The 18,958-nt window shown below is 61.6% G+C and carries 15 protein-coding genes; 8 read left to right on the top strand and 7 right to left on the bottom strand.

The window, feature by feature from the left end; translation table 11 throughout:
* Positions 1 to 18: 18 nt before the first annotated feature.
* A complete protein-coding gene (gene pyrF / locus Q0072_RS09345; protein WP_298328971.1) occupies positions 19 to 702 on the top strand; it encodes an orotidine-5'-phosphate decarboxylase in 684 nt (227 codons plus the stop codon).
* Positions 703 to 727: 25 nt separating this feature from the next.
* On the opposite strand, the gene Q0072_RS09350 is transcribed toward pyrF, so the two are convergent.
* Positions 728 to 967 (bottom strand): DUF1674 domain-containing protein, encoded by a 240-nt coding sequence (locus Q0072_RS09350; protein WP_298328890.1) that lies wholly within the window; start codon positions 965 to 967, stop codon positions 728 to 730.
* Between the two features lie 101 nt (positions 968 to 1,068).
* Between Q0072_RS09350 and htpX the strand changes: the two genes are divergently transcribed.
* The 7 genes from htpX (at position 1,069) to Q0072_RS09385 (ending at position 9,510) form a co-directional block, all read left to right on the top strand.
* Complete coding sequence (gene htpX / locus Q0072_RS09355; protein ID WP_298328893.1) at positions 1,069 to 1,965, top strand: zinc metalloprotease HtpX; 897 nt, start codon at positions 1,069 to 1,071, stop codon at positions 1,963 to 1,965.
* A gap of 245 nt (positions 1,966 to 2,210) precedes the next feature.
* Positions 2,211 to 3,605, top strand: coding sequence for an RsmB/NOP family class I SAM-dependent RNA methyltransferase (locus Q0072_RS09360; RefSeq protein WP_298328895.1), 1,395 nt, complete (start codon positions 2,211 to 2,213; stop codon positions 3,603 to 3,605).
* A 9-nt stretch (positions 3,606 to 3,614) separates the two neighbouring features.
* Entirely contained in the window at positions 3,615 to 4,274 is a 660-nt protein-coding gene (gene rpe, locus Q0072_RS09365; protein ID WP_298328898.1) for a ribulose-phosphate 3-epimerase, read from the top strand.
* 4 nt (positions 4,275 to 4,278) lie between these two features.
* Positions 4,279 to 6,012 (top strand): heparinase II/III family protein, encoded by a 1,734-nt coding sequence (locus Q0072_RS09370; RefSeq protein WP_298328901.1) that lies wholly within the window; start codon positions 4,279 to 4,281, stop codon positions 6,010 to 6,012.
* 148 nt (positions 6,013 to 6,160) lie between these two features.
* Positions 6,161 to 7,765, top strand: coding sequence for a bifunctional phosphoribosylaminoimidazolecarboxamide formyltransferase/IMP cyclohydrolase (purH, locus tag Q0072_RS09375; RefSeq protein ID WP_298328904.1), 1,605 nt, complete (start codon positions 6,161 to 6,163; stop codon positions 7,763 to 7,765).
* Between the two features lie 210 nt (positions 7,766 to 7,975).
* Positions 7,976 to 8,764, top strand: coding sequence for a dienelactone hydrolase (locus tag Q0072_RS09380; protein WP_298328907.1), 789 nt, complete (start codon positions 7,976 to 7,978; stop codon positions 8,762 to 8,764).
* The gene (locus tag Q0072_RS09385; RefSeq protein ID WP_298328910.1) at positions 8,764 to 9,510 is read left to right on the top strand and encodes a dienelactone hydrolase; all 747 of its coding nucleotides are present in this window, start codon (positions 8,764 to 8,766) and stop codon (positions 9,508 to 9,510) included. Before Q0072_RS09380 ends, Q0072_RS09385 begins: the two co-directional genes overlap by 1 nt.
* Here the strand turns inward: Q0072_RS09385 and Q0072_RS09390 are convergent.
* From Q0072_RS09390 to Q0072_RS09415, 6 genes are all read right to left on the bottom strand, one after another.
* Complete coding sequence (locus Q0072_RS09390; protein ID WP_298328913.1) at positions 9,507 to 10,064, bottom strand: copper chaperone PCu(A)C; 558 nt, start codon at positions 10,062 to 10,064, stop codon at positions 9,507 to 9,509. The genes Q0072_RS09385 and Q0072_RS09390 overlap by 4 nt on opposite strands.
* Positions 10,065 to 10,078: 14 nt before the next feature.
* On the bottom strand, positions 10,079 to 11,074 hold the full coding sequence (trpS, locus tag Q0072_RS09395) for a tryptophan--tRNA ligase (protein ID WP_126422228.1): 996 nt from the start codon (positions 11,072 to 11,074) through the stop codon (positions 10,079 to 10,081).
* Between the two features lie 138 nt (positions 11,075 to 11,212).
* A complete protein-coding gene (gene murJ / locus Q0072_RS09400; protein ID WP_298328918.1) occupies positions 11,213 to 12,799 on the bottom strand; it encodes a murein biosynthesis integral membrane protein MurJ in 1,587 nt (528 codons plus the stop codon).
* A 106-nt stretch (positions 12,800 to 12,905) separates the two neighbouring features.
* Positions 12,906 to 13,601: a hypothetical protein gene (locus Q0072_RS09405; RefSeq protein ID WP_298328921.1), complete on the bottom strand. Its 696-nt coding sequence runs from the start codon at positions 13,599 to 13,601 to the stop codon at positions 12,906 to 12,908.
* Positions 13,602 to 14,290: 689 nt separating this feature from the next.
* Positions 14,291 to 15,988, bottom strand: coding sequence for a PAS domain-containing methyl-accepting chemotaxis protein (locus tag Q0072_RS09410; RefSeq protein ID WP_298328924.1), 1,698 nt, complete (start codon positions 15,986 to 15,988; stop codon positions 14,291 to 14,293).
* 81 nt (positions 15,989 to 16,069) lie between these two features.
* A complete protein-coding gene (locus Q0072_RS09415; protein ID WP_298328927.1) occupies positions 16,070 to 18,949 on the bottom strand; it encodes a [protein-PII] uridylyltransferase in 2,880 nt (959 codons plus the stop codon).
* Positions 18,950 to 18,958 lie beyond the last annotated feature (9 nt).

An 18,958-nucleotide genomic window follows, 5' to 3' on the forward strand; every position in this document is an offset into this window, starting at 1 on the left:
CGGAGCGCCGTTATGACCCTGCCCGCCGATCCCCGTATCATCGTTGCCCTTGATGAGCCCGATCTCGCCTCTGCCCGCCATCTGGTTGAGGCGCTGGGCGATCACGTCAGCTATTACAAGATCGGCCTGACGCTTCTGGGACAGGGCGGTCTGTCTTTGACCGAGGAACTGGGCGCGCGCGGCAAACAGGTGTTTCAGGACTGGAAGCTGCACGATATTGGCGCTCAGGTCGAAGGGGCCGCCGAAGCCATTTCGCGCGGGGCCTGCGATATGCTGACCGTCCATGCGGAGCCGCAGGTGATGAAGGCGGCTGTGCGCGGCCGTCAGGGCCACACCAAACTGCTGGGCGTCACGGTCATGACGACACTGAAGCAGGATGATCTCGATGAGATGGGCTATGGCATGGCGCTGGAAGACCTGGTCAAACGCCGGGTCGATCAGGCGGTCGAAGCCGGTATGGACGGCGTGGTCGCCAGCCCGCACGAAGCCACGATGATCCGCGCCCGCGTCCCGGCTGACTTCCTGATTGTCACCCCCGGCGTGCGTCCGGCCTGGGCCGACGCCAATGACCAGAAGCGCATCGCCACCCCAGCGGATGCCATCCGCAATGGGGCGACGCACATGGTCATCGGCCGTCCGATTACCCGCGCTCCCGACCCTGTGGTGGCGGTTCAGGCGATATTGGCGGAGTTGCAGGGGTAAGCCCCTGTAATCAGGGGATTCCGACTTAAAAATCGCTGACGATACCCTTGCGTTCCCAGTCGCCAAAGCGTGTGGGCTCAAGACCGGCTGGGCCGCCGTCTTCGTAAGGCCGCTCGACCGCCTCTTTTTCCGCCTGAGCGCGGCGTTCGGCGGCTTCGGCCAGAGCGCGCTGCGCCGCCGGTGTCAAAACGCGCTCTGGCTCCACCGCTTTTTCAGCATCATCAATCGATTGCGAAGTCGTCTCGTCGTTTTTTTCAGATGACATTTTCGTAAGTGCCTTAAATTTGTCTGCGCTTTCCTTATATGTATTTCGCAAGGGATGCCGTCGCAACCCTAATACTTAACACTCAGGAGAGCTTCTTACCCATGAACCCGTTCAAGACCTTTATGCTTCTGGCGGGTATGACCGCGCTGTTTGGCGCGATCGGACTGGCGATTGGCGGGCCTACGGGTATGCTGATCGCGCTTGGCCTGGCCCTGGCCATGAATGCGTTTGCCTACTGGAACTCCGACAAGATGGTGTTGAAGGCCTACCGGGCCGAACCCGTCGATCCGGCCAGTGCGAATGGCCTGATCCGTACCTATTACGACGATATCGTCGAAATGAGTCACCGGGCGGGCCTGCCCATGCCAGCGGTCTATATCATCCACAATGATCAGCCCAACGCCTTTGCCACCGGCCGCAATCCGCAAAACGCCGCCGTGGCCGCCACGACCGGTCTGTTGCGGATGCTGGACCGCAGCGAGATTCGCGGCGTGATGGCGCACGAACTGGCGCATGTGAAAAACCGCGACACCCTGATCATGACGGTAACGGCGACGCTGGCCGGTGCCATTTCGTCGATCGCTAACTTCGCCATGTTCTTTGGCGGGAATAGCGATGATGAAGACGGTATCAATCCGATTGCCGCCATCCTGATGGCCATTGTCGCACCTCTGGCCGCCATGCTGGTGCAGATGGCCATTTCGCGGGTCCGCGAATACGAGGCCGACCGCGTCGGGGCCGAGCTGTGCGGCGATCCGGAAAGCCTCGCCCGCGCCCTGCACAAGATCGAACAGTACGCCCACGGCATCCCGAACCACGAAGCGGAACGCAATCCGGCGTCGGCGCACATGTTTATCATCAACCCGTTGTCGGGTAAGCGGATGGACAATCTCTTCTCGACCCACCCGGCAACGGACAACCGTGTGCGCGCCCTGATGGAACTGGGTGTGCGGATGGGCAACCGTCGAGGTGGCATGACCAGCGTGCCGACGACATAAATACCAACGGCCGAAGATGCCGACCGCATCCGGCCGTTGAAAACTCGAGACTGTCTCATATGTGTCGGTGACATGAGACAGTCTCGAAAGGCATACCAAGAGTCATTTCCAATGACCCTTGGTATGTGCGGGTTGGGGCGCAGGACTTTTGCTGATATAGCGGCGCCTCATCCGGCCTTTCTGGCCACTGTCTCCCCGTTCAACAGGGAGACAGACGTAACGCACAGCATCTTTTGAGAGTTTGCATGTCCCAACATTCCGGCCGCCCCTCTGGCAAGCCTTTCCGCCCACCCGCCGCCAAGCCCCGCCCTTCCGCCCGCCCCAGCCGCCCGAAGCCGGACGCTGCGGAAAGCATGGAAAACGATATCGGCATCGCGGCGCGCGTAGCGGCCATTACCCTGATCGAAGCGGCGCTTGAAAAACGCAGCGGCTTTGATGAAGCCGCAGCCAGCGCCGACTTCATCAAACTGTCGGAAACCGAACGCGCCTTTGCCCGCGCCCTGGCCCTGCTGGTGCTGCGCCGTCTGGGGCAGCTTGATCACGTCATTCACAAGAAGACGCAGAAGATGCCGCCCGAAGCGGTGCGTCAACTTCTGCGCATCGGCATGGCGCAAATCTTCTTCATGCAGGTGCCCGACTTCGCCGCCGTTTCAACGACGGTGAAAATCGCCGAGCGTGAAAACAAGACCCGCCCATTCAAGGGGCTGATCAATGCCATCCTGCGTGGCCTGATCCGTGACGGCAAGCTGTCCGACGTTAATCCAAAGCGCCTTGTGCCCGACTGGCTATGGCAGCGCTGGGTGCAAACCTATGGCGAGGACAATGCGGCGGGCATGGCCGGCGTCCTGACCGAGGAACCGGCGACCGACCTCAGCTTCCGCAGTGCAGCCGACCGTGATGCGTTGGCTGAGGCCCTTCAAGGCGAAGCCGTCGGTCCGGTCAATCTGCGCTCAAGCCTGCGCGGCGATCTGCGTCAGTGGGCTGACTACGAGGCCGGGAAGTGGTGGGTGCAGGACATTGCCGCCGCTACCCCGGTCAATCTGCTGGGCGACCTCAGCGGCAAAACCGCGCTCGATGTCTGCGCCGCACCGGGCGGCAAGACGCTGCAACTGATCGCCAAAGGCGCGCAGACCGTCGCCATCGACCGGTCCAAAAACCGCCTCAAGCGCGTTGAGGACAATCTGTCGCGCATTGGCATGAGCGCCGAAATCCACAATGCCGACGCCTCGACCTTCGATGATCCACGCGCCTTCGACGTGGTGCTGGTCGATGCGCCCTGTTCGGCCACCGGCACCTATCGCCGTCAGCCGGACGTGCTGTGGGCCACCCGCCCCGCCGATGTCGCCAAGCTGGCCGATGTTCAGCATCGCCTGCTTGATGCGCTGGCCCCGCGTGTCAAACCCGGCGGCGACTTCCTCTACTGCACCTGTTCGCTGGAACGTGAGGAAGGCGAAACGCAGATTCTGGCCTTCCTGCGCCGGAACAAGGACTTCACCCTTGTCCGCCACAGCGCCGATCAGCACCCGGACATACCCGCCGCCTCATTTGCGCCCGAAGGCTGGTTGAGATTGCTGCCGCATCAGCGTAAGGGAGGGCAGGACGGGTTCTTCGTCGCGCACCTGAAACGCAACCCCGCTTAAGAGTTCTGCATGACCACGCCGCTGATTTGCCCCTCGATTCTGGCCTCCGACTTCTCCAAGCTGGGCGAGGAGGTGCGCGCCATCGACGCCGCTGGGGCCGACTGGATTCATATTGATGTGATGGACGGGCATTTCGTGCCCAACCTGACCATCGGGCCGGATGTGGTGAAAAGCCTGCGTCCGCATACGCAAAAGACCTTTGACGTGCACCTGATGGTGACGCCGGTCGATCCCTACCTTGAGGCCTTCCGAGCCGCCGGGGCCGACTATATGAGCGTACATCCGGAATCGGGCCCGCACCTGCACCGCACGCTGAAGCAGATCCGCCACCTGGGGGCCAAGGCCGGGGTAGTGCTCAATCCCGCGACGCCGCTCGAGGGTCTGGAATGGATCATGGACGACCTCGACCTGATCCTGTTGATGAGCGTCAATCCGGGCTTTGGCGGGCAGAGCTTTATCGAAAGCCAGCTGCGCAAGATCGAAGCCGTGCGCAAAAAGCTGGACGCGCTGGGCCATCCCGCCGTGCTTCAGGTTGATGGCGGCGTGAACCTGCAAAACGCCGCTGCCTGCGTGGCCGCCGGGGCCACGGCGCTGGTCGCCGGCACCGCGGTCTTCAAGGGCGGGCCGGACGCCTACGCCGCCAATATCAAGTCGCTCAAGGGTCTCTGACCCGATGCAGGTCTATGAGCAGCCCATTGCCATAGCCGGTCATGCCGCGGTGCGTATACCGTGGGGCAAGGTCGTGCGGGCGTGGGCGCGCCGTCAGGCCGCGGCTGAAATCTTCGGGATGCCGGGCTATCGCCTGTCCTTACGCGGCCCCGCCATCGAAGGCTTTATCGCCGCTCCCCACGAAATCCGCCCGCCCAATCCGCACCTGGGCAAGGCCATGATGTCGGGTCGCTATAGCCTCGGTGGCGCGCGCATGAGCGTGCAGGGCACAGGCGATCCATGGAACCGCCCCTCCCCCACCCGTGCCTTTGCGATTGAGCTTCACCGCTTCTGCTGGCTGCGCCACCTGTTCACGCAAGGCGAGGATGGGGTGAAGGAAGGCCTGCGCCTCTTCCTGCTGTGGGACAAGACCTTCCGCAAATGGACACCCTTTGCCTGGGATCAGGGGGTGCTGGCGCGCCGCCTGATTAACCTGAGCGTCTTTGCGCGCCGCCTGTCGGCCTATGCCTCCGAAGCCGAAGCCCACTGTCTGGCGCAGTCCATGGCCGAACAGGCCCGCCATCTGTGGCGGTTGCCGCGCAATCTGGCCTGGTACGCGCAAAAAGCCACGGCGCTGGTGCTGGTCGGCTGCGTCCTGTCCGGCCGCGCGGGCGACAGTCTGCGGCGCAAGGGGTTGAACATCCTGCCCAAGGCCCTGAAACGCACCATATTGCCCGACGGTTCACACGCGTCACGCAGCGTGCAGGCGGGGCTGGAACTGCTCTATGATCTGCTGCTGATCGAGGACGGGCTGAACCAGCGCGGGCTGGTCATTCCGGAATATCTCGAAACCGCCATCGAACGCCTCAGCCGCTTTGTGCGCACCCTGTCGCATCCGGATGGGTCGCTGTGCGCCTTTCAAGGGTCAGAATCCCTGCTGGCCGAACAGGTGGCCCCGGCCCTGCTGCACGAAGAAAAGCGCCCTCTGGCCCCGACCTCCCTGCCGGTATCGCTGGAGCATGGCCGTTATCAGCGGCTGATCGGGCGCTCGCTGACCGTCTTCGTCGATACAGGCGAACCGCGCTTTGGGGCTCTGGGTTACGCGGCTTGCGATCACCCTATGAATTTCGAGGTGTCAGGCGGGCGTGACAAGCTGTTTGTCACGCCGGGCTGGGCACCGGGGCATTCGGACCACCACGAATTCCGCATTATCAATGCCGCCAACACCCTGACACTGGGCGATCTGCCCATCCTCAGCCCCATCACCGGGCGCTTTGGGGAGTTGCTGCATTTCGGCCTTGAGGGGCTGCGCTATCGCATCCGCAGCCGCCGCATCGAATCCGAAGACGCAGGCTCGCTGATCGAGATGGAGCACGAAGGCTGGCGTCCCGTTTTCGGCATCAAGCACGAACGCCGCCTGTATGTTGATCCGCAGCGCGACGAACTGCGTGGCGAAGAAAAGCTGATCCCGGTCGAGCCGAAGAAGGACCTGCCGGAACAGGCCCCCTATGCCCTGCGCTTTGTGCTGCACCCGGAGGTGCAGGCCTCACTGGCGCGTGACAAGCGCTCTATCCTGCTGCGCGGGCCGGGGGGACGCGGCTGGTGGCTCCGGCATGACGCGCGCGAGGTCAGTATCGAAGAGTCGAGTGTCTTTGAACGTGGTCAGCCGCGCAAATCGACGACGCTTCTGCTGCGCGGCACGGTGCGGTTGGCCACCCCTCTGCGCATCCGCTGGAAGCTGTCGCCTGCGGAGGCGTGAGGCTTCGTCAGACAGGAAAACAGCTTAAACGTTTCACTCTCTGACCTCACATTTTCCGTTACAAATGAAGGGGGATTGTGGGTTTTCTTTTGCGCCCCCCTTGTGTAAACCGCGCGCATCTTTCCCCTTCTTTAGTATGGATGCGCCTATGCCCGCCGCCCCTGATTTCCCGCCCGCCCCCGATCTGGTTACGCCGAAGCGCGCGCTTATTTCCCTGTCGGACAAGACCGGCCTGATCGAGGTGGCGCAGGCTCTGGTGGCGGCGGGTGTCGAAATCATCTCAACCGGCGGAACGCGCGCCGCTATCGACAAGGCCGGCATCGCCGTCAAGGACGTGTCCGACCTTACGCAATTTCCGGAAATGATGGATGGCCGCGTCAAGACCCTGCACCCCAAGGTGCATGGCGGTCTTCTGGCCTATCGTGACGCACCGGAGCACGCCAAAGCGCTGAGCGATCACGATATCGCCCCTATCGACATCGTGTGGATCGACCTCTATCCCTTTGAAAACACTGTGGCTTCGGGCGGCGGTTTTGAAGCGGCCATTGAAAACATCGACATTGGCGGGCCGGCCATGATCCGTTCGTCAGCCAAGAACCACCCCTATGTCGCCGTCTGCGTCGATAAGGCCGGCATGGATGAAGTGATCGCCGCCATGCAAGGCGATGGTCAGACAAGTCTGTCTTTGCGTAAATCGCTGGCCGCGCGCGCTTTTGCGCGTACCGCCGCCTATGACAGCGCCGTTTCGACCTGGTTCGCAGAACAACTGGGAGATGGTTATCCGCTGCGCAAGACCCTTGCGGGTGCGCGCCTGCAAACCATGCGTTACGGCGAAAACCCGCATCAATCGGCCGCCTTCTACAAAACCGGCGAGGACCGTCCGGGTGTCGCCACGGCCAAGCAGCTTCAGGGCAAGGAACTGAGCTATAATAACGTCGCCGACACCGATGCGGCGATCGAGTTGGTGGCCGAATTTGAGCAACCGGCCTGCGTCATCGTCAAGCACGCCAATCCCTGCGGCGTGGCCGTCGGCCCGGATCTGCTGACCGCCTATAAGCGCGCGCTGGAATGCGACGACGTGTCGGCCTTTGGCGGCATTGTGGCGCTGAACCGCAAGCTGGACGCCGCCACGGCGGAAAAGATCGTCGAAATCTTCACCGAGGTGATCGTCGCCCCCGAAGCCGACGACGAAGCGCTGGAGATCGTCAAGGCCAAGAAGAATCTGCGCCTGCTGGTCACGGGTTCCCTGCCCGATCCGCTGTCGGGCGGTCAGGTGTTCCGCAGCGTGGCGGGCGGGCTTCTGGTGCAGTCGCGCGACACGGCGCGTATCACCGCCGCCGACCTTAAGATCGTCACCAAGCGTCAACCGACCCCGACCGAGATCGAGGACATGCTGTTCGCCTTCACCGTCGCCAAGCACGTCAAGTCGAACGCCATCGTCTATGCCAAGGACGGCCGCACGGCGGGCATCGGGGCCGGTCAGATGAACCGTCGCGACTCCGCCCGCATCGCCGCCCTGCGCGCACAGGAAGCGGCGGAAAAGATCGGCCTGAGCGAGTCGCTGGCCAAGGGTTCGGCCTGTGCGTCGGAGGCCTTCTTCCCCTTCCCGGACGGCCTGCTCGAAGCGGCGGCTGCCGGGGCCACGGCCGTGATTCAGCCGGGCGGCTCGATCAAGGACGCGGATGTCATCGCCGCTGCCGATGAGGCGGGCCTGACCATGGCGTTTACCGGCATCCGCGTCTTCCGGCATTAACCGGAGTAATTTCCGCTACATCCCTCCCTGCGACAGCGGGGAGGGGGGACCGCGAAGCGGTGGGTGGGGCAAGCCTTGAGACTCCGCATGGACGCTTCGCTTGCCCGGCGTTTCACCAACGAGCCGACTCCCTTGCTTCACAGGGAAGGATGTACAAAGTCATATCGCGTGGTATCTATCCCTCGGGGACGTCTTTCCGAGGGATTTTTCATGCCTGAGACTTTGGCTGAGCGGTGGGCGCGGCTGTCGCCCTGTACCGAGGCGTTCGGACCGGCCGATACCGCACCGCGCCCGGCCCTGATCCTGTTCCACGGCTGCGGTGGCGTTCGCCCGCACATCTATCACTACGCCGAAGCCGCCGCCGCCATCGGTGTGCGGGCCTATGTCGTCGATTCGCTCAAAGCGCGGGGCTGGGGCCGGTCGCACGGCGTGTCGCTGGTCTGTACGGGGCTGGCCCTGCAAGGCTATGAGCGCTCCGGCGACGTGCTGGCGGCCATCAAGGGCATTTCAGCCCTGCCCGAAGTTATTCCGGATCAAATTGTCCTGTCGGGCTGGAGCCACGGTGGCTGGTCGATCATGGACCTGATGACCGAGCCGCTCAAAAGTCCCGGTGAGGCCAAGCTGGCCGATCCCGACCCGACCCTGATCGACCACGTGCGCGGCCTGTTCCTCGTCTATCCCTATATCAGCTTCCCGGCGCGCAGCCTGCGTCACCCCTGGCTCTACCGTCCGCGCACCCGCGTCGCGCTGGCACGAAAGGACCACCTGACCCCCTATGCCCGCGCCGTTTCGGTGCTGGAGCGACTGAAAACCGACGGCCTGAACGTTGATATCCTCAGCTTCGACGCCACCCATGCCTATGACGAGGAAAGCTTCGGCGGCTTCAACCCCATGCACCACGATCAATCCGCGGTGGATGGCACCACCGAAGGCCTGCTCGGCTTTCTGCAGGAGGTGTTTGAGATGGACGTGCCGACACGGGCCGTTGCCGCAAGCTGATGGACAGCCTGCAACAGCGGTTTGAGCGGTTATGGCCGCACGTCACGGTGCGCGGCGCGCCCGATTCTGCGCCGCGCCTGACCGTTGTGCTGTTTCACGGCTGCGGCGGTGTAGGCCGCAACATCACCCTGTTTGCCGATTACGCCGTATCGCTGGGCCTGAGAGCGGTGATCATCGATTCCTATGCCCCGCGTGGGATGAAGCGGCGACTGGCGGCCTTTCTGGCCTGCAATGGATTATGGCTGAGGGGCTATACGCGCTCAGGCGACGTGCTGGCCCTGCTGTGGGGCCTGTCGCAACGGCCGGAGGTGAACGGCATACTGCTCGCCGGCTGGAGCCACGGGGCATGGGCGATCATGGACCTGATGACGCAACCCCTGACCCGTGCCGGTGAAGCGCGGCTCAGCGACCCCAGCCCGGAGCCGCTGACGCAGGTGCGTGGCCTCTTCTTGATGTATCCCTATGTCAACTTCCTCGCCCGTTCGATGGATAAGGCGTGGCGGCGGCAAATCCCGACCCTGATGGTCATTGCGCTTAAGGATCATCTGGCGCGTTTCAGCTTGTCTTTGAAAGCCGTGCGTCGCCTGCGGGCTCAGGGCGTGCCGCTGGAGACGGTTGTCGTCGATTCCACCCATGCCTTTGATGAGCTGGGGGCCGATCGCTTCGGCTTCATGAAATACGACCCACACTCGGTGTCCACCGTGCGGGCCGCCTTCGCTGAGTTTGTGAGCCGCTTTAAAGTTTAGTGCCCGCTGTGTTCCGCTGCACCGGACAGAGGCGCGTTCGAAACGGGAGCCTCGATCTTCACCGTCCCGGCCTTGGCGAAGTTGAGCGTCAGGCTCAGCGTCTCGCCATCGGCCGGACGGGTCTTAAGCCCCATTAGCATGATGTGATTGCCGCCGGGCTTCAGTTCCAGCGTCTGACCGGCCTTGACCTCAAAGCCTTCCGGCACGGGCGACATCATCATCTTGTCGCCGTCCATCTTCATGGTGTGCAACTCGACCTTTTCGGCGCAATCACAGGCCACCGAGACCAGACGGTCGTCGTCCTTGCCGATATTCTTGATGGTGACATAGCCGCCCGTATTGGGGTTTTGCCCCAGCGCCGCACGCACCGCATAGTGCGTCAGCTCAAGGCCGCTTTCGGTCTTGACGCCATCGACATCGGTCTTGGTCTTCACCGTGGTGACGCCGTTGGATTCCGTTTCGGTCTTGACCTCAGCGGTCGAATGACCGCCGTCACAAGCCGCCAGAGCGCCCAGCGAAAGCGCCGCCACAGACAGAACGATAAACTTACGCATGGTGTCCTCCAAATTTAGCCCCACAGTCCAACGATCTTCTTGACGTCCCTGACCACCGGTTCCGCCGCCGCTTCGGCCGCTTCGGCCCCCAGCTTGAGCACGCGGTCAACCTCTGCCGGATCATTCAATAGCCCGCGCAGACGCTCGGAGATAGGCGACATCTTGTCCACCACCACCTCGGCCAGCGCCGGTTTGAACGCGCCAAAGCCCTTGCCGCCAAAGTCGTTGAGCACGTCCTGCACCGACACCCCGGCCAGAGCCGCATAGATACCGACCAGATTTTTGGCTTCCGGGCGCTCAGACAGACCGGTCTCCTCGGTCGGCAGCACCTCGGCGTCCGACTTGGCCTTCTTGATCTTGGAGGCGATGGTGTCGGCATCGTCGGTCAGGTTGATGCGCGAATTGTCCGAAGGGTCGGACTTCGACATCTTGGCCAGCCCGTCACGTAGGCTCATGATGCGCGCGCCCGGCCCCTGATACAGCGTGTCCGGCAGGGGGAAGTAGTCCACCTTATAGTCGTGGTTGAACTTCTTGGCCACGTCGCGGGTCAGTTCAAGGTGCTGACGCTGATCCTCGCCCACCGGTACGTGGGTGGCCTTGTACAGCAGGATGTCAGCGGCCTGAAGCACCGGATAGGTATAGAGGCCGATCGAGGCGCGTTCCTTGTCCTTGCCCGCCTTGTCCTTGAACTGCGTCATGCGGTCGAGCCAGCCCAGACGCGCCACGCAGTTGAAAATCCACGCCAGCTCCGAATGGGCGCGCACCGCCGATTGCGGGAAGATGGCCGACTTGGCCGGGTCCACGCCCGCCGCGAGGTAGCAGGCGGCGATTTCGCGCGTCTGCGACAACAGCTTGTCCGGGTCCTGCCAGACGGTGATCGCGTGCAGATCGGCAATCATGTAGAAGCGCGTGGCCTCAAGGGATTGCATATCGGCGAACTTTTTGAGTGCGCCGAGATAGTTGCCGAGGTGGAGCGAACCGGACGCCTGAATACCGGACAGAATACGCATGTGTGGACCCTCTTATACCAACGCCCGAAGATGCTGACGCATCCGGCCGTTTAAAAACTCGCGAATGTCTCATATATATCAAAGACATAAGACATTCTCGAAACGAATACCAAGAGTCATTTTCAATGACCCTTGGTATCACCCCTTACGCAGGGCTTTCTTGATGTCGGACGGGCGGACGGCCCGTGTTGCGAACAGAAGGGCGATATAAACGAAAAGTCCGACGAGACAAACGCCCACAATGGCGATTTCCTTGGTCAGATGATGCGTCAGGGGCTCAATCGCGCCTTCGATCACCGCGCGATAGTGCGAAGCCAGCGCGCAGAAGGCCCCCATCAGCGCCCCGGCCATGATGATCTTCAGCAGGCCCGCCGCCGCCTTGGGGCCCAGTGACCACGTCTTGCGACGGCTCAGCGTCCACCACATCAGGCCGACATTGACCCAGGCCGCCGCCGAGGTGCCGATGGCCAGACCCGCCACCCCGATCAACGGGAACAGGGTCAGGCCGCAGGCCAGATTGACCCCCACCGACACCAGGGCGAACTTCATCGGCCCATAGGTGTCCTTACGCGCGAAAAAGGCCGGGGTCAGTACACGCGCCAGCACAAAGGCCGGCACGCCCCAGCCATAATGCAGCAGGGCACGGGCCGTTTCCTGCGCGTCGTGCAACAGGAACTCCCCCCGCGTATAAAGGCCGTCGATCAGGAAGAAGGGCATGGCGATCAACGCCGCCGCGGCGGGCAGGGTCAGGGCCATGGCAAACAGCACGGCATCGTCCATCACGCTTTGCGAACGCTCCGTATCGCCCGACTGCACCGCCCGCGACAGGGTCGGCAACAGCGCTACGCCGATGGCCACCCCGACCAGCCCCAGCGGCAACTGATACAGACGGTCGGCGACGCTCAGCCAGGTGCGCGCCCCATTGACGCCCGACGCCAGCAGCGAGGAGACGAAGACATTGATCTGCGTCGCGGCGGCGGCCAACGCACCCGGCACAGCCAGCAGCAGCAGGCCGCGCATTTGCGGCGTCAGCTTTGGCCACACAAACCCGATACGCGCCCCCGTCCTGCGGCAGCCCCAGACCAGCAGCGCCGCCTGCGCCACACCGGCGGTCAAAACCCCGATGGCCGCCAGATAGGAGGCGTGTATCGGGTCCTTACCGAACCACACAAAGACCAGCATAAACAGGTTGAGCAGGGTCGGCACAAAGGCCGACAGGGCGAAGCGTCCGCGCGCATTCAGCACCCCGGACAACAGCGCCACCATGGTCATGCACGGCAGATAGGGCATGGTGATCTGGGTCAGAATGATGGTCAGACGCATCTTGGCCGGATCGTCGGCATAGCCGTGCGAAAACACGGCCATGACCTGCGGCATGAAGATCATGGCCAGCGCGCTGAGGATAATGGCGATCATCGTCATGGTGGCCATGGCGTCGCGCGCCAGTCGATCCGCCGCTTCGGGGCCTTCGGTTTCCAGCGCCGCCGAATAGGCCGGCACAAAGGCGGCGGTGAAGGCGCCTTCGGCAAAGATACGACGGAACAGGTTAGGGAAGGTCAGCGCCGTGGCATAGGCATCGGCGGCGATATTGCCTGACGCCCCCATGACGGCGGTGATGACCAGATCACGGGCAAAGCCCATGACGCGACTGACCAAAGTCATGCCGCCAAAGACAAGCGAGGAACGCACAACGCTGGTGGGTTTCGACCCGGTTTCCTGAGACACGCGGTATGGCCTTAAAGGAGAGCAATCGGTTTCGCTCTTACCCTAGCCGCAGGAATTAGCAAGCGGAGAGGGGTTAATGGGGCGGGACGGCCGGTTTTTGCCGATATTACGGATATTTTGAAACCGCATCAAAGAAAAACCAGTCTGGGTTAAGGCCCGCCTCAACGCGGTTACTTAGCGGTGGAAAGGGAACTATGCCGTGACGACGGAAAGCGCCCATGACCTCTTCTGCGTACCTGTCGGCAAAAGCCTCACGCTCTTGCTGCGGGCGCGCGAAAAAAAGTGATATAAGATCATCCAATTCACCTTCGTTACGATCAAACGCGGCTTCCACCTTCTGCTGATAGTCAAGGTGATGACCAATCTCATGCGGCACGGTCCGAAAGAGTTGCGTAGCCCTGATAGCTTCGGGCGGGCATGAGATTTCGATGTATCTGGATGTTATATCAACGCGATGGCCGTCTCGGCGCAACGCGTCAAGTTCCTGCGTAAATACTGGGCCGACATGTTTTTTTAGCCGATAGTTGTAGTCGAGAGGCTGCGCCTCAATAACAACGCTCATCCCCGTATGACGCCCGAATTCCGCCCAGTAGGCCATGCGGCCCCATACGGGGCTAAAAATGCGCTCTTTACGCTTGGGTTGGCGGAAGACCACAACCGAAAGACCTGCGCGATCCGCCTCTGGAATTAGCTTCAACAACTCGATGATATCTTGGACAGAGAGGAAGTATTTCCATCCCGGAGCAGTTGGCTCGACGAATACGGTAAAACGTTGCGAGTTCAAGGCATATTCGAATTCCACGGCAGAGTTGAGCTTTTCATAAAAGCACCTAGAATCGTTACTGGGGTTCGGAATGCCAAAAGATTTTCGGCGTTTATATCCTTGGCTCTTGCAACCTATTTTGCGGTTTCGCCTAGTTGGATTTCGCCCTGAAAAATTCACCCGACATTCCCAATTTGAGCACCCGACGGGCGCCTGTCTTTCATCAAGTTAGCCCGCCATATGAGTGTTGTGAAGCTCTGACTGGACCGCGCGTTGCACAGCGGCCTGTCCGAAGAGGCCGCCGGGGCGCTAGATCGGTATGACTTTTAATGGAATCATCATTCAAGCACCTCCCCTGATTTCAGGGGAGGTGGATTTGACGCCGCTCAGGCGTCAAAGACGGTGGGGTTAACACCCCTGCTTTAACCCCACCCGGCGCTACGCGCCACCCTCCCCTGAAATCAGGGGAGGCGCTATCGCGCTATGCCGTTTCCACCTAAAATCATTCCGCTCTAATCCCACACGACACTCTGATTAGGGAATTAAAGCAGCGCTACACCCGCATGGCGGCTGAGCGGGGCGAGTAATTTAATATCCGTTCCATGTGCCCCCTCGCTGTCCCTGCTTTTTAAGCGATAAAGGCTTAAATTTTGCGACTAAAGCCACATAATCGGGCCACGAGACCGTGCTCGATTCATTCCTTGACCTTAAGCACTTACGCCGAGCGCTCAGGCAGCCCGAACGATGTTTTCGGCTTCTGAGGAGGCGATCTGCATGTTGCGCGCCATGTCCTGAGATGTGGCGCTTTGTTCTTCGACGGCGCCCGCTGTGAACAGGACCTGCTCCTGAACGTTCGAAACGGTGGTGCGAATGGCGTCGAGCGCATTGACCACGGCGGCAGAGCTGGCGCGCACGCCGGCGATTTCGCCGACAATCTGTTCGGTGGCCCTGCGCGCCTGAGTGGCCAGATTTTTGACCTCGGTCGCCACAACGGCGAAGCCGCGCCCGGCTTCGCCGGCGCGGGCCGATTCGATGGTGGCGTTCAGCGCCAGAAGATTGATCTGGCTGGTGATGTTGCTGATCATCTCGACGATGCCGTCCATCTGCGCCGCCGCAACGGCCAGTTGCCGGGCGCTGTCGTCGGCTTCGTTAACGGACTGATTGGCCTGATCGGCGGCCGCCTTGGTTTGCGACATGGTGTCAGAAATCGATCGGCCCGTGGCCGCCATCTCCTCAACCGCTGCCGACAGGTCCTGTAGCGAGTGGGACAGCTCCGTCGTCCGGTTGAGCGCTACGCGTCGGGCAGTGACGTCGGTGGCGTATTTTATGACCTTGTACGGCTTGCCATTCACGTCCAGAATGGCGTTGTAAGAGGCCTGAATATAGACGGATCGCCCGCCCTTGGCGTGGCGCTGAAATTCTGCGGAAATGAATTCGCCGCGCGCCAGCCTGGTCCAGAATTCGCGATAGGCGTCGCTGTTGGCGGTGGCTTCATCCACGAACATCCGGTGGTGTTTGCCCCGGATTTCGTCCAGCCCATAACCCATGACCTTCAGGAAGTTGTCATTGGCGTTGAGAATGGTGCCGTCCAGACTGAATTCAATGACCGCCTGAGCGCGCGAAATGGCTTCGACCTGGCTCAAAAGGTCGGCGTCTTTCTGAGCCTGCTGGGTGATGTCAGAGGCAAATTTGACGATCTTCAGGGGGCGGCCATCTATGCCCAGTATGGGGTTATAGGTGGCCTGAAGGATGACCTCGCGCCCGTCTTTATTCATCCGCTTGAACTGCGAAGAGACGAATTCACCCGCCAATAGTCGCCGCCAGAAGTCGGCATAGGCCGCACTCCTAGCGTCGTTTTCCATGACGAACATGCGGTGATGTCGTCCGACAATTTCGTCGAGCCCATAACCCATCACCTTCAGAAAGGCATCATTGGCCGTAATCACTGTGCCATCAAGGGCAAATTCGATAACAGCCTGAGAGCGTGAAATCGCCGTGACCTTGCCTTCCAGATCAAGGTCGCGCAGCTTGCGGGCGGTCACGTCAGACGCGATTTTGACGATCTTGTAAGGCTGACCCGATCGATCGAGAATGGGGTTATACACGGCTTCCAGATAGACGTTGTGCCCGTCTTTGGTCTGACGCCGGAACTCTCCCTTTTGGGGAATGCCGCGTTTCAGGTCCGCCCAGAATTGGCGATAGGCCGGCTTTTGCATCTCGCCCGGATCGACGAAAGCTGAATGGTGCTTGCCCACCAGTTCAGAGGCCGAGTAGCCCATCAGGTTGAGAAAATTGGCGTTGGCGGAGAGCACATGCCCTTCAAGATCAAACTCGATAAGGCTTTGGCTCAGATTAATCGCCGTCAGCAGGTCCTGATTAAGGCCATCCGCCTTATGCGACTTTTTTCCACCAAACGCTGACCACATGGGCGGCACTCCGTAACACAATGGGTGACATTGTTACGGAAGCTTCTCAATAAGAGGTTAAGTCTTGTAATGACGGGCCCGTTACCGCGCCATCGACGCCCGTGCCCGCGTCGGGGCGGAGCGGGTCGGGGCCGAGGGCGGGTCCAGCACATCGGTCAGGGCACGGTGGACCTTGTCGCGCTGCGATTTGGTGAGTTGCTTGCGCGTAAAATGATCGACCACATAGAAGGCATCGACCGCGCGTTCGCCGTAGCAGTCGATATGCGCCGAAGCGGTATCGAGATGCGCGCGCGCCAGCACGCTGGCCACATCGGCCAGAAGCCCCGGACGGTCGCGGCCCGACACCTCGATAATGGTCATTTGCGGGTTGGACTCGTCATCAAACACCACGGTCGGTGCAATGGCAAAAGCCGCCGTGCGGTGGGCATTGATAGCCTTATGGATCAGGGGCGCGGCCACTTCACCCCCGACGGCCTTTTCCAGCGCCTGTTCCATCTGACGCAGACGACCCGGATCGTCATGACCAAAGGGCTTGCCCTGCGTGTCCTGCACATAGAAGACGTCGAGCGCCTGCGCTGTGGTGGAGGTGAAGACCTGCGCGCCCACGACGTTAGCGCCCATATTGGTGAAACAACGCGCCAGATCGGCAAACAGACCCGGACGGTCCGGCCCCGTAATGCAGAAGCGGGCGGCATTGCGCGTATGGTCGATATAGGCCTGAGCCGAGGCCTTGCCTTCGGCGGCGCTCCACACCTGACGGGCGTGCTGGCGGATTTCGTCGGCGGAAAAGGCAAACAGATACGACTCTTCCATTGTATCGAGCCAGCCGCGCATCTGCGCATCCCCGGCGCTCAAAGACTCGCGCAGGGCAGCGGCGCGCGCCTGAATCTCTTCGCGCACCTGGGTCACGGCGTCGCCTTCGCTGCCACGCCCACCGCGGAAGGCGGCTTCGGTGGCGGCCTGTAGCTCACGCATCAACTGCCCTTTCCAGCCGTTCCACACACCCGGCCCGACGGCGCGGATGTCGGCGACCGTGAGAACCAGAAGCTGACGCAGACGCTCGGGCGTTTCGACGATGCGCGCAAAGGAGGCCACGGTTTCGGGGTCGGACACATCGCGCTTTTGCGCATAGTCGGACAGGACAAGATGATGGCGCACCAGCCACGCCACCTGATCTATCTGCCACTTTTCGAGGCCCAGCCGCGCACAGGCGCGCCGGGCAGCGATTTCGCCCTCAATCTCCTGCCCCAGTTCGCCGCCCTTGCCCACATCGTGCAGCAACATGGCGAGATAGAGGGTGTCCTTATTGGCCAGATTGGGGATCAGCGAGGTGGCCAGCGGGTGATCTTCCTTATGCTGCCCCAGTTCGATGTCGCGGATGATGCCGATGGCGCGCAGCGTGTGCTCATCGACCGTATAGGTGTGGTACATATTGAACTGGGTTTGGGCCACGATGTGCCCGAACTCAGGGATATAGCGCCCCAGAAGTCCCGTCTCGGTCATCAGAGACAGGGTACGATAGGGGTTTTTGCCGCGCACCAGTATATCCAGAAAGACCTCGGCCACGGCCTTGTCACGGCGCAGCGCCGCATTGACCAGCTTCAGGTTACGCGCCACCGCCGTGAAGGCGTCCGGGTGCAGGTCCATCTCCAGCCGGTCCGCCATGCGAAACAGCTTGAACATGGCGATGGGGGCCTTTTTGAACACGTCCGGGCTCTGCACGCTCAGACGGCCCGAGTCGATGATCAGGCCCGGATGTTCCGGCTTGCTAAGTGACAAAAGCCCCGACTGGAAAAAGTGCGTCAGGCGTTGCAGCGGCTTGGTCTGCTGCGCCTCCAGCTTGGTGCAGAAGATGCGGGTCAGCGCCCCCACCTCCTTGGCCACCAGAAAATAGCGGCGCATGAAACGTTCGACCGCCGGTTCGCCATCGGCTTCGACATAGCCCATGCGGCGGGCGATTTCCGGCTGAAGATCGAAGCTCAGGCGTTCTTCGGCGCGGCCCGCCGTCATGTGGATCAGGATGCGTACCTTCCACAGGAAGTCGAAGGCCTGAACAAAGGCCATGCGCTCTTTTTCGGTGAGAAGCGGATCAAGCACGCCCCAGCCACCCGCCGCCTGCGGTTTCTGGCTTTCGCGCAGCACCGGCGCGGGGGTGGCCCCGGCGAGGTATTTGGCGATCCAGAACAGGGTATGCAGGTCGCGTAAGCCGCCTTTGCCCTCTTTGAGGTTCGGTTCCACGACATAACGCGTCGTCCCGGCCTTGGCGTGACGGAAATCGCGCTCCTCCAGCTTGGCCGTGACGAAATCAGACGCGCCGTGACGCATGACATCGAGCGCCAGCTTTTCTTTCAGATACTGCACCAGCCCGCTATCGCCAGCCAGAGGGCGGTATTCGAGAAGCGCGGTCATGACGGTGTGATCTTCACGCGCCATTTTGAGGCTTTCATCGACCGTGCGCGAGGCGTGCCCGACCTTGAGGCCCAGATCCCACAACGAATAGAGGATGAATTCGATCACGCTTTCGGAGTGCGGCGTTTCCTTCCACGCCCGCAAAAACAAGAGGTCGAGATCGGAATAAGGAGCCAGTTCGCCGCGCCCATAGCCGCCTACCGCGACCAGCGCCAGACGCTCACCCTCGGTCGGATTACGCGCGCGATAGACGTGGGTCAGGGTAAAGTCCCACAGGGCGGTGATGATCTCGTCAGCCAGCTTCGACAGTTCACGCGCCGTCGATAGTCCGCCGCGGTGGTCCTCAACGTGTGAGAGCAGGCTTTCGCGCGCCATATCCCATTCGCGCTTGAGAATGGCCACCGCCTTGCGCCGCAAGTCGGCCACGTCACCGGTCGAGTCCTCATAGGCCTCGGTCAGTTTGCGACGCAGCAACGCGCCGTCAATACTGTGGCTCAGCAGGGCGGGACTGGTCTTGGTCAGCATGGGGGCGGGTTCACCTGCGGGCGGCATTTATCTTTA

Source organism: Asticcacaulis sp. (assembly GCF_027484505.1).
Taxonomy (GTDB): domain Bacteria; phylum Pseudomonadota; class Alphaproteobacteria; order Caulobacterales; family Caulobacteraceae; genus Asticcacaulis.

Coding starts and splice junctions, on each gene's coding strand:
- Q0072_RS09370 (WP_298328901.1), top strand. CDS start 4,279: ATGCAGGTCTATGAGCAGCCCATTGCCATAGCCGGTCATGCCGCGGTG.
- Q0072_RS09390 (WP_298328913.1), bottom strand. CDS start 10,064: ATGCGTAAGTTTATCGTTCTGTCTGTGGCGGCGCTTTCGCTGGGCGCT.
- htpX (WP_298328893.1), top strand. CDS start 1,069: ATGAACCCGTTCAAGACCTTTATGCTTCTGGCGGGTATGACCGCGCTG.
- Q0072_RS09350 (WP_298328890.1), bottom strand. CDS start 967: ATGTCATCTGAAAAAAACGACGAGACGACTTCGCAATCGATTGATGAT.
- Q0072_RS09385 (WP_298328910.1), top strand. CDS start 8,764: ATGGACAGCCTGCAACAGCGGTTTGAGCGGTTATGGCCGCACGTCACG.
- trpS (WP_126422228.1), bottom strand. CDS start 11,074: ATGCGTATTCTGTCCGGTATTCAGGCGTCCGGTTCGCTCCACCTCGGC.
- Q0072_RS09360 (WP_298328895.1), top strand. CDS start 2,211: ATGTCCCAACATTCCGGCCGCCCCTCTGGCAAGCCTTTCCGCCCACCC.
- Q0072_RS09380 (WP_298328907.1), top strand. CDS start 7,976: ATGCCTGAGACTTTGGCTGAGCGGTGGGCGCGGCTGTCGCCCTGTACC.
- Q0072_RS09410 (WP_298328924.1), bottom strand. CDS start 15,988: ATGTGGTCAGCGTTTGGTGGAAAAAAGTCGCATAAGGCGGATGGCCTT.
- Q0072_RS09415 (WP_298328927.1), bottom strand. CDS start 18,949: ATGCCGCCCGCAGGTGAACCCGCCCCCATGCTGACCAAGACCAGTCCC.
- purH (WP_298328904.1), top strand. CDS start 6,161: ATGCCCGCCGCCCCTGATTTCCCGCCCGCCCCCGATCTGGTTACGCCG.
- rpe (WP_298328898.1), top strand. CDS start 3,615: ATGACCACGCCGCTGATTTGCCCCTCGATTCTGGCCTCCGACTTCTCC.